11 protein-coding genes are annotated in these 13,306 nt (G+C 37.5%); 2 read left to right on the top strand and 9 right to left on the bottom strand.

Annotated features, from left to right (window positions below; genetic code table 11):
* Positions 1-109: 109 nt before the first annotated feature.
* The 7 genes from pyk to FS486_RS08635 form a co-directional block, all read right to left on the bottom strand.
* Positions 110-1,870 carry a pyruvate kinase gene (gene pyk, locus FS486_RS08665; RefSeq protein ID WP_144511035.1) on the bottom strand — a complete coding sequence of 587 codons (1,761 nt, stop codon included), beginning with the start codon at positions 1,868-1,870 and terminating at the stop codon, positions 110-112.
* Positions 1,871-1,906: 36 nt separating this feature from the next.
* Positions 1,907-2,866: a 6-phosphofructokinase gene (pfkA, locus tag FS486_RS08660; protein WP_144510938.1), complete on the bottom strand. Its 960-nt coding sequence runs from the start codon at positions 2,864-2,866 to the stop codon at positions 1,907-1,909.
* An 84-nt stretch (positions 2,867-2,950) separates the two neighbouring features.
* Positions 2,951-3,904 carry an acetyl-CoA carboxylase carboxyl transferase subunit alpha gene (gene accA / locus FS486_RS08655; protein ID WP_144510937.1) on the bottom strand — a complete coding sequence of 318 codons (954 nt, stop codon included), beginning with the start codon at positions 3,902-3,904 and terminating at the stop codon, positions 2,951-2,953.
* Entirely contained in the window at positions 3,898-4,767 is an 870-nt protein-coding gene (gene accD / locus FS486_RS08650) for an acetyl-CoA carboxylase, carboxyltransferase subunit beta (protein WP_144510936.1), read from the bottom strand. The genes accA and accD overlap by 7 nt, the downstream gene beginning before the upstream one ends.
* Positions 4,768-5,412, bottom strand: coding sequence for a FadR/GntR family transcriptional regulator (locus FS486_RS08645; protein ID WP_144510935.1), 645 nt, complete (start codon positions 5,410-5,412; stop codon positions 4,768-4,770). It abuts the gene before it with no gap.
* Positions 5,413-5,520: 108 nt separating this feature from the next.
* A complete protein-coding gene (gene dnaE / locus FS486_RS08640) occupies positions 5,521-8,580 on the bottom strand; it encodes a DNA polymerase III subunit alpha (RefSeq protein WP_144510934.1) in 3,060 nt (1,019 codons plus the stop codon).
* A gap of 15 nt (positions 8,581-8,595) precedes the next feature.
* Complete coding sequence (locus FS486_RS08635; RefSeq protein ID WP_144510933.1) at positions 8,596-9,525, bottom strand: DHH family phosphoesterase; 930 nt, start codon at positions 9,523-9,525, stop codon at positions 8,596-8,598.
* A gap of 105 nt (positions 9,526-9,630) precedes the next feature.
* Here FS486_RS08635 and FS486_RS08630 point away from each other — a divergent pair, with 105 nt between their 5' ends.
* Positions 9,631-9,939: a YtpI family protein gene (locus tag FS486_RS08630; RefSeq protein ID WP_144510932.1), complete on the top strand. Its 309-nt coding sequence runs from the start codon at positions 9,631-9,633 to the stop codon at positions 9,937-9,939.
* A gap of 31 nt (positions 9,940-9,970) precedes the next feature.
* Here FS486_RS08630 and FS486_RS08625 read toward each other — a convergent pair whose 3' ends face one another.
* Positions 9,971-11,278: a DRTGG domain-containing protein gene (locus tag FS486_RS08625; protein WP_144510931.1), complete on the bottom strand. Its 1,308-nt coding sequence runs from the start codon at positions 11,276-11,278 to the stop codon at positions 9,971-9,973.
* 109 nt (positions 11,279-11,387) lie between these two features.
* Positions 11,388-12,077 (bottom strand): metal-dependent hydrolase, encoded by a 690-nt coding sequence (locus FS486_RS08620; RefSeq protein WP_144510930.1) that lies wholly within the window; start codon positions 12,075-12,077, stop codon positions 11,388-11,390.
* A gap of 115 nt (positions 12,078-12,192) precedes the next feature.
* Here FS486_RS08620 and FS486_RS08615 point away from each other — a divergent pair, with 115 nt between their 5' ends.
* Positions 12,193-13,284, top strand: a complete 1,092-nt coding sequence (locus FS486_RS08615; protein ID WP_144510929.1) for a M24 family metallopeptidase — start codon at positions 12,193-12,195, stop codon at positions 13,282-13,284.
* The last annotated feature ends 22 nt before the right edge of the window (positions 13,285-13,306 follow it).

The raw sequence follows: 13,306 nt of genomic DNA, 5'->3' as shown, positions 1-13,306 counted from the left end.
TTGATAGATAATTTAACTTTAATAAACAACTGTTTACCGAATGTATATGCTTTCTTTCTCTTTAAAACAAATGCCCCACCTTATAAGGCGAGGCATTTTTTATTTTTCCTTAAATGATGCTTGCGTGGCCGTGATAAATTACGCCGCTTTCTGCATCGATAGTTAGTTCTTGTCCATCTTTTATTAATTTGGTTGCGTTGTCCACTCCGACAATAACAGGTATACCTAAACTTAAGCCTACAACCGCAGCATGGCTAGTTAAGCCACCTTCTTCCGTTATAAGTCCCTTACATTTTTCAATACCTGGTATCATATCACGGTCAGAACCAATCGTAACGATAATACTATCCGTCGTATCTTGGCCTGCAAGCTCTTCTGCATTATGAACAACAACTGCTTTCCCAAATGCAGTGTTCTTGCCAATTCCTTGACCTTTGGCAACCATATCCCCAATGACATGTACTTTCATCAGATTGGTTGTACCTGCTTCTCCGACTGGCACTCCAGCAGTAATAACAACTAGATCACCATGAGTTACATAATGATGCAGGATACTTTCTTCAACAGCTACTTCTAAAATTTCATCCGTAGAATATGCTTTTTTTCCAACGATTGGGTAAACACCCCATACAAGTGTTAACTTTCTTGATGGAGTTGGGGAAGAAGTCACCGCAATAATCGGAACACCCGGTCTAAACTTAGAAATCATTTTAGCTGTATGACCACTTTCGGTTGGAGCAATAACCGCTTTTACTTTTAAGTTGATTGCCGTATGTGCAACAGCTTGACCAATAGCATCAGTTAAGTTTACTTCACGTGCCTTACTTAACTTGGTAACGTGGGCACGATAATCCACAGCGTTTTCTGTTCTTTTTGCTATTTTATCCATCGTTTGAACTGCCTCAACTGGATAAGAACCTGCAGCTGTTTCACCTGAAAGCATAATTGCATCTGTACCATCTAAAATCGCGTTTGCCACGTCACTAGCCTCTGCACGGGTTGGTCTTGGGTTACGTTGCATAGAATCCAACATTTGAGTAGCTGTAATTACAGGCTTACCAGCGTCGTTACATTTTTTGATAAGGCTTTTCTGCACTAATGGAACTTCTTCTGCAGGAATCTCTACTCCAAGATCTCCCCTTGCAACCATTAAACCATCCGAAACTTGAATAATTTCATCAATATTGTCGACGCCTTCTTGGTTTTCAATTTTAGGAATGATTTGGATATGTGAGCCATTATTTTTCTCGAGTAATTCTCTAATTTCTAGAACATCTTTAGATCGACGAACAAATGAAGCTGCGATAAAATCTACATCTTGCTCAATCCCAAATAGAATGTCGTTCGCATCTTTTTCTGTAATTCCTGGTAATTGCACGGACACACCCGGAACATTTACACCTTTATTGTTTTTTAAAGTACCAGCGTTTTGAACATAAGTCGAAATAATGCCAGCAGAAGTATCAATTTTCTGTACAATTAACTCGATTAATCCATCATCAAGTAAAATAACAGAACCTTCTTGAACGTCTTCTATTAGTTTTTCATATGTAATAGAAAAACGCTCACCATTGCCCAAAACTTCCGTCATGGATATATCAATTGTTTGGCCCGACTCTAGCTCAATCGCATCATTCTCCATTTTATGAGTGCGGATTTCAGGACCTTTTGTGTCTAATAAAACACCTACTATTTTTCCTAGTTTTTTTGATACTTCGCGAATTGTTTTAATCCTAGCTGCATGTTCTTCATGACTTCCATGTGAAAAATTTAATCGGGCAACATTCATCCCTGCCTTAATTAATTTTTCTAACATTTCCTCCGATTCACTTGCAGGTCCAATCGTACAAACTATTTTAGTTTTTCTCATCATCCAAGTCCTTTCTATAATAAAAGAAGTATCATATTAGATAGATAATTCTTTAGATAATTGATACATATTCGAATCAAATTCTTCACTTTTTTCAAATGCTTCATTCATATCATAGTCTACCACTTGATGATTCTGTATGCCAACTGCTCGTCCTCCGTTACCAGACAATAATACCTCTACAGCTCTTGCTCCAAACATACTTGCTAATACTCGGTCACGACCTGTTGGAGAACCACCACGTTGAATATGCCCTAGAACAGACACACGTGTTTCAATATTAGCATGTTCCATTAATTTTGCAGCAAATTCAGAGCCGCTCATGACTCCTTCTGCCACAACTATAATACTATGCTTTTTACCTCGAGAAGTCCCGCGCTCTAGGCGTTCCACTACTTCTTCCATATTCATCTCTATTTCTGGAATAATAATTGTTTCTGCTCCTCCTGCTAAACCCGCCCATAAAGCAAGATCCCCTGCATCTCTCCCCATAACTTCTATGATAAATGTTCGATCATGGGAAGTCGCAGTATCTCTAATTTTATCGATACAGTCAATCACTGTGTTCAATGCAGTATCGAAGCCAAGCGTGTAATCTGTACCAGGAATGTCATTGTCAATAGTACCCGGTATTCCTACACACGGGAATCCATTCTTCGTTAAAGTCATAGACCCACGATATGAACCATCTCCACCGATAATAACGAGTCCTTCAATTCCATTTGCTTTTAACTGCTCGACCGCTTTTTGTTGACCTTCTTCCGTACGGAACTCCGGACATCTTGCGGAATATAGTTTAGTCCCACCTCTTTGGATAATATCTCCAACAGAACCGAGATTCAAAACTTCCATGTTCCCGTCGATCAAACCTTGGTACCCATGGAATATTCCTACTACTTCTAGTCCCTCATATATTGCTTTTCTGACTACAGCACGTATTGCAGCATTCATACCAGGAGCGTCTCCTCCACTTGTTAATACACCTATACGCTTCACAAATATTCCTCCATGACTATGTATTTAATACTACAAGCTTATCACGAATAGACTCAAAAAAAAATGCGCCACACTCGACGCATTTTACTCAGTGAACTCACCAATATTTTTAAACTTATTATAACGATTTTCGATTAGCTCATCTTCTGATAATTGGCATAGTTTTTGCAGTGAGTGAATAAGTGCCGTTTTCATATAATTTGCCTGTACTTCGAGGTCCCGATGAGCACCACCGTGCACTTCTTGGATAACCGTATCGATAATTTTCATTTCTTTTAAATCAGGTGCTGTAATTTTCATAGCTTTGGCAGCTTGCTTAGCTAGGGAAGAATCTTTCCATAATATCGATGCTGCACCTTCTGGTGAGATAACGGAATAAGTTGAGTTTTCCAACATAAGAATATGATTGGTCAAACCTAATCCAAGTGCACCACCACTACCACCTTCCCCTATTACGACACTAATAACAGGTACTTTTAAGCCAGCCATTTCTACTAAGTTTCTAGCAATTGCTTCACTTTGACCGCGTTCTTCTGCAGCCTTACCTGGATAAGCACCTTTTGTATCAATAAAACAAATGATTGGTCGTTTAAACTTTTCTGCTTGTTTCATTAATCGTAGTGCCTTTCTATATCCTTCTGGATGGGGCATCCCAAAATTGCGTTTAATATTTTCTTTTGTATCAATTCCACGTTGATGACCAATAATTGTAATTGGCTTACCATCAAATAAGGCAATACCGCCAATAATTGCTGCATCATCCCCGTATAGACGATCCCCATGCAATTCGATAAAATCGGTAAATAATAATTGGATATAGTCTCTTGTAGTCGGACGATTTGGGTGGCGGGCAACTTGTACACGGTCCCAAGGTTCCATATTTTCATAAATATCCTGTTCTAATTTCTTTAATCTAGCTTCTAAATTTTTTATTTCTGCAGTCATATCAACTTCTGCGTTCGCTGTATATTCTTTCAATTCTTCTATCTTCGTTTTTAACTGAACAATTGGTTCTTCAAACGGCAATGTTTTTACCATGTAGAATCCTCCTTACCTAAATGCATACGAACAAGTGAGGCCACTGTATTCTTCATGTCTTTTCTATGAATTACTGCGTCTAATTGTCCATGATCCATTAAAAATTCTGCAGTTTGGAAGTCTTCTGGAAGTTTTTCACGAACTGTTTGTTCAATTACTCGTCTACCCGCAAATCCAATTAACGCTTTTGGCTCCGCAATATTAATATCACCGACCGATGCAAAACTCGCAGAAACTCCCCCAGTGGTTGGATGAGTTAAAATGGATATAAACAATAGCCCTTTGTCACTATGTCTTCTAAGTGCTACAGATGTTTTAGCCATTTGCATTAAAGATAATATACCTTCTTGCATTCTTGCACCGCCACTTGCTGTGAAAATTATGAAAGGTACTTGAAGCTCTGTAGCTTTTTCGATAGCTCTTGTTATTTTTTCCCCTACAACTGAACCCATAGAACCCATTCTAAAATGCGAATCCATAATTGCCACGACTACTTTATTTCCCTCTATTTCACCACTGCCGGTTAATACTGCTTCATTTAAATTTGTCTTTTCTACATCGGACTTTATTTTCTCTGTATACCCTGGAAAATTTAATGGATTAACTGTTTCAATATGATCATCCATCGATTCAAAGGTGTCTTCATCTAAAAAGATTTCCACTCGTTCATGGGCCGTCATTTTCATATGATGATCACATGTAGGACAAACTTTGAAGTTTTTCATGAGATCCTTTGTAAAAACATTTTTTCTGCATTCAGGACATTTCACCATTATTCCTTCGGGTACATCATTTTTTGCTTTTTCTGTTGGTATTGTTGCATATTTCTTTTTCTGGTTTTTTCTAAATATATCTCGAATCATTTACACTTCTCCCCTGCTCATTGACAAAAGCCATTCATTGTAAAAAGACACCGCTTGCTGTTGGTCTCCTTTTTTTAACTCGTTTAGAAGGTGTATCCAGGCTTTTTTCTCTTCTGAAATCATATAACTACGATAAGGTTCTCCTGCAAACTGTTTCAATAAAAACCATATTTTCAAGCCTAGTCTATTATTAGATATGATAATTATTTCTCGAATAATATCTTCTTGTAACACTTCTTCCTGTTGTAATTTACCTAAGAATGCATCCCAAATCTTCTGTTTCTGAAGATGCTCGATCGTACAAATCGTGCGAATAGCATCTTTTTCTAGCGCCTGCATCGTCTTGTGTACATCTTGGATCGATCTAGCGTCTTGTAATATAAAAGTAGATAATAATTCCACTAATTGATGTTTACGATAATCAGAAAGAAAAGTTCCTTCTCCACGCCTTGTTTCTATTAATCCTAGTAATTCTAAACTTCTAAGTGCTTCTCTTACAGTGGAACGCCCAACTTGCAAACGCTCTGCTAATTCTCTTTCGGATGGCAACTTACCACCAACCGCAATGTTTTCATCATGAATGAGTTGTCTCAGCTGTTTCACTATTTCTAAAAACATTTTTCTTGGGTTATTATTTGGGATCATCCAATCCTCACTCTTCCATTAATTACAAAGTGGTCTGACCACTTGTAGTTACTAGCATACAAAAAAAATGGGAAAACGTAAAGAAAAAACTGTACGAAAATGTACAGTCTACTGTGAAATATGTTTTCCTATTATTTGAGCTCGTCCATTACGACGTTCTGATTTTCCTTCTACGACAATTATTGCTAGTTCTGTTAATAAGAAATTGTATTTGGCGTACTCCTCAGGGAACAATGTCATTGAAATACTTCCTGTTTCGTCCTGAATCGTGACAAAGGCCATTGATTCCCCTTTTTTTGTACGAATCTTTTTGACCTCTTGTATTAATCCTACTACTGTCACTTTCCAATCTTTTGAAGATTGTTGTACATCCCAAATATTATTAATTTTCCCTGACACACTCTTTTTCTTAGAAACTGTAGGATGCTCTGAAAAATATTGACCCAACACTTCTTTTTCAAATTGAAGTTTTACCATTAATGACAGCTGGTCCGCTTTTATATATTTAGACTTTCCAAAATGAGAAGCATTCCCTTCAAATAAGTCCATATCTTCTGTCGGGCTAACGAGTTCTGCGTATTTAATTGCTGCATCAAGTGTCGCAAGTAATGTGGACCGTTCCTGATTAAGGCCGTCCAATGCTCCAGCTTTTATAAGCGGTTCTATATTTTTTCTCGTAAAATAGATTGCTGATAAATCAGCAGCAAGATCAAAAAGATCCTCCCATTTCCCTGATCTATATGCCCTTTGTTGTAATAGTTTTTGAGTAAATGCATGCGAGACACCTTTAATCGCTTGCAATCCAAATCGTACCCCTCCTTCTTCCACAGTGAAAAATGGCTGACTGTTAAAAATAGAAGGCGGTAAAATCGTTATTTCTTTTTGTTTCATTTCCATTACGAGCTGATTAATCTTTTCTTGGTTGCCGGTTGCTGTACTAAGTAGCGCACAATAAAAAGCAACTGGGAAATGAGCTTTTAAGAACGCCATTTGATAGGATATGACACTATATGCTACTGCATGACTTTTTGGAAACCCGTAGTCTGCGAATCGAACGATTAGATCATAAACGGAAGACGCCGCTTGTTCGGTATGACCAAGTTGGACTGCTTTTTGCACAAAGTGGATTCTTTCCTTTTGTAAAATGTCACGGTCTTTTTTGCTCACTGCCCGCCGCAGCAAATCCGCTTCTCCAAATGTAAATCCGGCCATTTGAGATGCAATTTGCATAATCTGTTCCTGATACACGATAATGCCATACGTATCACTTAATATTGGCTGTAAGACAGGATGTTCATACGTTACTGGTATTTGACCCAATTTACGTTTCGCATATAGAGGGATATTATCCATCGGTCCAGGTCTATAAAGGGCGTTTACTGCCACAATATCCTCGAATTTTGTCGGCTGGATTTGCTTTAGTGCATGTCGCATCCCTGTCGACTCTAATTGGAAAACCCCGGTAGTATCACCGTTTTGTAATAATTGAAAAGTAAGCGCATCATCTAAAGGTATGGCAGAAAGTGAAAGAGAATGCTCCTGATTTTTATGGATATTCTTTAAGATTCGTTCAATAATAGTTAAATTTCTTAATCCGAGAAAATCCATCTTTAACAAACCAGCCTGCTCCACTTCCTTCATCGGCCATTGTGTTAAATACAAATCATCATGCCCAATTTGAATTGGTACTACATCTACTAATGGAATAGGGGATAATACAACACCTGCAGCGTGAGTGGATGCATTTCTAGGCAAACCTTCAAGTGCAAGTGCCACTTGAAACCATTTTTCTCGTATTTCCTCCGTTTGTATAAATTCTCGTAATTTTTCTGATTGCGCATATGCTTCTTTAAGGGTAATCCCATGTTTGTTCGGTATAAAAGATGAAATGGCTTCTAAAGTAGAAGATTCAAAACCAAAAACTCTCGCTACTTCTCTAGCTACTGCCTTTGCTGATAAAGTACCGAATGTAATTATTTGTGATACATAATTTTTCCCATATTTCTTCGCCACATAATTGATAACCTCCATCCTTCTGGAGTCTGCAAAGTCAATATCAATATCTGGCATAGTAATCCGCTCGGGATTCAAAAAACGCTCAAACAAAAGACCATATACTAAGGGGTCTACATCTGTTATAAAGAGTGAGTATGCGACGAGAGAACTTGCGGAGGAACCTCGACCAGGACCTGTCAAAATATTGGACTGTTTAGCGAATTTCATGAAATCCTGAACAATTAAAAAATAGTCCTCATAATTCATCTCATTAATAATTTGCAGCTCATAAAAAAGTCGATCTTTATATGGCTGCGTAACTTTATGCAGACGTTTCGCTAACCCTTCTTCACAAAGTTCTCGTAAATAGTCAACTGCACTTACCGAAGGAGGTAAGGGATACTTTGGCATAATATGCGATTGTTTGTCGAATGTAACTTGGCAACTCTCTAGCATTTTCTGTGTATTTTCTAGCCACTCAGGAAAGTCCGAAAACCACTCCAGCCATTCTTCTTTTGTTAGTAAATGAAAGGAATCATCTGTCGGTTTTAGTCGATTACGATCTGTCATTTTCAATGATTGGTCCATCGCATTTAACACTTCATATGCAAAAGCATCCTCTTTTTGGACATAGCGGCTCATATGAAAAGCAGTGATTTGAATAGAAGTTTGCCGTGCGGTTTCTATTATTTCCTCTTCTATTTCTTGCTTATGACCATTTAGACGCTCTACTCCAATATACAAATTAGTGTTTCCAAATAGATCAATCAGTTCCATTAATGAGGCTGTTGAAAAATGCTTATCTCCTTTATAGACAACCATAATGCCGCTTCTGTACGCTTCGAGCCATTTTTTGGGGAGTTCCGTTAGTTCTCGCGTTTCCAACCCACTCGATATTTTTAATATATTTTCATAACCTATATTGTTTTTAGCATATAGGACAATAGCAACGCATTTACTCTCCAATTGGACATTCAACGAAAGACCAATGATTGGATGTATGTGATGTTTTTTCATTTCATGCCAAAAAGGCAACATGCCATACAAAGTACTGTTTGTAATGGCGGCCGCCTTTGCATGATTGCTTTTTAGTTTCTGAATGAGTTGTTCCAATTGAATTGTACTTTTCAGCATATCCGCTGATGTTACAATTTGTGGATATACTGTTTCCATAGTTAACACCTCAATTTACAGCTTTTTTAAATCTTCAATTACTTGATTTGCTTCCTCCCACGACTGGACACTGGCACCTGAAGCAAGCGGATGGCCACCACCACCATACTTTTTCGCAATTGTATTAATAACTGGTCCTTTTGAGCGTAAACGTACGCGTATCTCATCCGTATCTTCAATGAAAAATACCCAGCATCTCATCCCTTTCACATCCGCTAATGTACTCACTAATAAAGAAGCCTCTGAATCAGATACATCGAATTCTTTTAATAGCTCTTGAGTTAGTTTCACATGACCAACTCCATTGCCATCCATTTCAAAATTTGCATATATATAACCTTTTAATTGCAGTAGATTACTCTCTACTTCGTACATTCCATTAAACAGTGCAGTACGATCAAATCCATAAGAGATTAATCGACCAGCAAATTCCATCGTTTGTTCTGTTGTACTTTGGAACATGAACCGGCCTGTGTCTCCTACTATACCTGTGTATAGTAGCCTGGCAACTGTCGCATCCATTATCCAGTTCTTATATTCTTCTGCTTCCTCAAACAACTCACAGATCATTTCACTTACTGAGCTAGCATTTGTATCGACCCACAGTAAATCACCATAAGCATCGTCATTTGGATGATGATCGATTTTTATAAGATAACTCCCTAGTTTATAACGTTCGTCATCGATTCTTTCAGTATTTGCTGTATCTGTTACAATGATTAAAGCATCTTTAAAATCTTTCTCTTCTACTGTATCTGGGTGAGCAAGAAAGTCTAAAGTGCTATCATGTTTTCCTGTCGCCCATACTTTTTTTGTCGGATAGTTTAAAGCGATTAATTCTTTCAACCCAATTTGAGAACCGTAAGCATCTGGATCCGGTCTTACATGTCGATGTATAATAATTTTGTCATAGCGTTCGATTGTGTCGATGATTTGTCTTTTCATTTCATTTCTCCTAACTCAGTCGTGTTTTCTATTCGCATTTTTTGAAATTTACCTTTACAATAATAGAAGGCTATGATGGAAGTTTTACTTTAATGGAGGTTCACTATGATTCTTAATGTAATATTAATATTCGCAATAGTTGTCTCATTTGTATGGTATTTTTATTTTAAAACGAAACAGTTGCGTACGCATTTACCAATCCGAAAAAAATGGTTTGCAGCGAAAGGTTCCGTATGTCTCGGTGCATTCATCTTCTTCTTCGGAGTTAACTTTTTATTTCTTTACCAATCTTCTGTAACTTATGCTGTTTCTGGATTGTTTATTTTATTAGGTGGTTATTTTATGTATCATAATTATAAAGCAAGCAAACACTACGGACAATTTGTTCAAGAGGAATTGACATTAAATCAATGAGATGATGCAGCTATAATAGCTGCATCTTTTTTTATCTCTCTAACAATTGGTAGGTGAGCATTGCTTTTCCTACTAGTTGCTTTTCATTAAACACTTCTATATCCATTTTGGCGACTTTTCTACTCATTTCTAAAACTCGTGCATGAATACGTAAAACACTTTCCAATTGAATCGGTTTTGTATAATAAATGGTCATATTTTCAACGACACTTTCCCCTCGCTTGCGAATCTTCAATGTTTGAGATCCAGTCTCCGTAACTAATATAGTAAATGCACCATATGACATGGCACCAAAATGGTCTGTCATTTGAGGGGTTACTTCAAATTCAAATATATATTCCTCTGTAGAAATTACTTTTATTTGTTGTTTTACGATATCGTCGATTGTTTCTCCATTTTGTGGTTGTCTTGAGGCAGCTTGCAAAGCTTTTAATACATCCTGTCTGCTAATGACTCCCTCTAGATTATTATTGTCCCCTACAACTGGCAATAAATCGATTCCTTCCCAGATCATTCGATGGCTTGCGGATGCAACACTCGTTTTCATCGTAATAGAAATCGGCGTTTTCGTCATAACTTTTTCAATAAGTTCATCATTCGCTTTTCCTATAACGTCTCTAGCAGTAACGATTCCTACCAATTTATTCGATTTATCCACTACAGGAAATCCACCATGAGTCGTTAATTGATTCAATTCTCGGTACTGTTTCACATGATCCGTTGTACGAAGAAATGCTGTATCCGCAAGAGATATATAAATATCCTCGATGAGGAGTACATCTTTTTTGATCAATTGGTCGTCAATTGCTCGGTTGATCATTGTGGCAACCGTAAAAGAATCATAGCTTGTAGAGATAACAGGTAGTTCTAATTTATCGGCTAATCTCTTCGTTTGCTCGGGAACATCAAATCCTCCAGTCACAAGTATTGCGGCTCCTGCTTGCAATGCAGTCTCGTGGGCTTTTAAGCGATTTCCAACAATAAGGAGATTGCTTGGTTCCACATAACGCATCATATCCTCTACTTGCATAGCACCTATTACAAATTTATTCAATGTTTTATAAAGACCGGTTTTACCACCTAATACTTGCCCATCTACAATGTTTACTACTTCCGCGAATGTTAGACGTTCAAAATGCTCTTTTTTCTTTAGTTCTATTCGGATTGTTCCTACTCGTTCAATGGTACTAACTAATCTTCTTGTTTCTGCTTCTTTTATCGCCCGATACGCGGTTCCTTCACTTACAGTTAAATCTTTCGCAATTTGTCTAACCGATATTTTATCCCCGACTGGGAGCTTTTCTATATAAGCTAAAATCTGTTCGTGTTTTGTTGTCATGTAGTCACATCCAAACGATTGTTATACGTTTATTGTACCACATTTCTTCCTTAAATCAGCAGGGGAGCCCTGGCCGATTTAAGGGTGTTCTTTGTGTCGTTAAATATTTTTAGTCAAGTGACAACTGTACTTGTTCTCCTGCTTTAAGTACTTGCACTTCTGCATTTGTTACCATTTCCTTAAATAAATTAGGATCTTGTTTTATAGGAGGAAATGTATTGTAGTGAATTGGCACTGCTATTTTAGGTTTTATTAACTCTACAGCATACGCAGCATCCTCTGGCCCCATCGTGAAATTATCTCCGATTGGTAAAAACGCGACATCAATATTATTTCTTTCTCCTATTAGTTTCATATCGCCGAACAATGCAGTATCACCTGCGTGATAAATAGTTTTGCCTTCAGCAGTAAATAATATTCCCGCTGGCATACCTGTATAAATCCATTGTCCATTTTCAGTTGTATAGGAGGAACTATGGAAAGCTTGGGTGAATTTTACCTTCCCAAACTCGAAGTCAACAGTCCCTCCAAGCCCCATTGCATGTACCCTCACACCCTGTAATTCTATATATTCTGCTAGTTCAAACGGAGCAATTACTAATGCGTCGCATCTTTTAGCGATCTCCACTGTATCCCCAACATGATCATTATGACCATGCGTCAATAAAATAGCGTCAGCACTAACTTCTGAAGCATGTAAATCTGTTTGTCCATTCCCATTAATAAAAGGGTCAATTAATATAGTATGTGTATTTGTTTGGATTTTTACTACGGAATGTCCATGATAACTTATTTTCATGTCGCAATCTCTCCTTAAAATAATTTAGTACTTCCTATAAGTTCATTCAACGTAGATGCGAGAATTCCTTTATTCTGCTATTCTTAAATTATTAAATTTAAAAAGAGGTGTTTGTATGATTCAAGTAAAAAAAATTCAAGAGTTTTTAAAATCGAACAATATTGATGCAGCTTTCATAACAACTCCAGATAATGTGTTTTACTTTACTGGTTTCCGTAGTAATCCGCATGAGCGCTTACTTGGTGTCGTTATTTTTAAAGAAGCTAATCCTTTTATTATTTGTCCTCAAATGGAAATTCCAGACGCAAAAGCTGCTGGGTGGAAGGATCATATTGCAGGCCATCAAGATACTGAAAATGCGTGGGACATTGCTGTGAAGACAATCAAAGAACAGGTTGGCGATATTACTACTTTAGCAGTTGAAAAAGCGCATTTGACAGTAGAAAGATTAGAAGCTTTAGTAGAAAGAATTCCTTCAGTACAAGTTTCCCGAATCGATGAAAAAATAAACGACCTTCGAGTAATTAAGTCTGAAGAAGAATTAGTGAATATGAGAAAAGCAGCAGAACTTGCAGATTATGCAATCGAAGTAGGTTGCAAAGAAATTGCAGAAGGAAAAACCGAACTAGAAATATTAAATGCCATTGAGCTTGCAGTAAAAGAAAAAGGTGCTGCCCAAATGTCTTTTGATACGATGGTACTTAGTGGGCCAAAAACTGCTTCTCCTCATGGAACCCCAGGTGATCGTAAAATTCAAAAAGGCGACTTTATTTTATTCGATCTAGGTGTGGTTTATAATGGCTATTGCTCAGACATTACGCGCACAGTTGCTTTTGGTGAACCAACAGCAGACAAACGAGAAATTTATGAAACAGTCCGTCGTGCAGAAGAAGCTGCTGTACAAGCTGTGAAACCAGGTGTTAAAGCGATGGAACTTGATAAGATTGCTCGTGATGTTATTAGTGACGCAGGATACGGAGAATATTTTACACATCGTCTAGGTCACGGACTTGGAATTTCCGTCCATGAGTTCCCTTCTATTACAGGAGTAAATGACATGAAATTAGAAACTGGAATGGTCTTCACAATCGAACCAGGTATTTATCACCCAGAGGTAACAGGGGTTCGTATTGAAGATGATGTTGTTGTAACATCTGATGGCGTTGAAGTTTTAACGAAGTTCCCTAAAGAATTACAAATTTTATAATAAAAAAGCACTCTGTAAAGGG

This window comes from Bacillus sp. FJAT-22090 (genome assembly GCF_007676755.1).
Lineage (GTDB): Bacteria > Bacillota > Bacilli > Bacillales_A > Planococcaceae > Psychrobacillus.
This window is presented reverse-complemented; position numbering and strand designations above follow the sequence as displayed.

What these genes read in the sequence shown, in the direction of transcription:
- FS486_RS08635 (WP_144510933.1), bottom strand. Translation starts at nt 9,525, where the DNA reads ATGAAAAGACAAATCATCGACACAATCGAACGCTATGACAAAATTATT.
- pyk (WP_144511035.1), bottom strand. Translation starts at nt 1,870, where the DNA reads ATGAGAAAAACTAAAATAGTTTGTACGATTGGACCTGCAAGTGAATCG.
- FS486_RS08645 (WP_144510935.1), bottom strand. Translation starts at nt 5,412, where the DNA reads ATGATCCCAAATAATAACCCAAGAAAAATGTTTTTAGAAATAGTGAAA.
- FS486_RS08625 (WP_144510931.1), bottom strand. Translation starts at nt 11,278, where the DNA reads ATGACAACAAAACACGAACAGATTTTAGCTTATATAGAAAAGCTCCCA.
- dnaE (WP_144510934.1), bottom strand. Translation starts at nt 8,580, where the DNA reads ATGGAAACAGTATATCCACAAATTGTAACATCAGCGGATATGCTGAAA.
- accA (WP_144510937.1), bottom strand. Translation starts at nt 3,904, where the DNA reads ATGGTAAAAACATTGCCGTTTGAAGAACCAATTGTTCAGTTAAAAACG.
- FS486_RS08630 (WP_144510932.1), top strand. Translation starts at nt 9,631, where the DNA reads ATGATTCTTAATGTAATATTAATATTCGCAATAGTTGTCTCATTTGTA.
- accD (WP_144510936.1), bottom strand. Translation starts at nt 4,767, where the DNA reads ATGATTCGAGATATATTTAGAAAAAACCAGAAAAAGAAATATGCAACA.
- FS486_RS08615 (WP_144510929.1), top strand. Translation starts at nt 12,193, where the DNA reads ATGATTCAAGTAAAAAAAATTCAAGAGTTTTTAAAATCGAACAATATT.
- FS486_RS08620 (WP_144510930.1), bottom strand. Translation starts at nt 12,077, where the DNA reads ATGAAAATAAGTTATCATGGACATTCCGTAGTAAAAATCCAAACAAAT.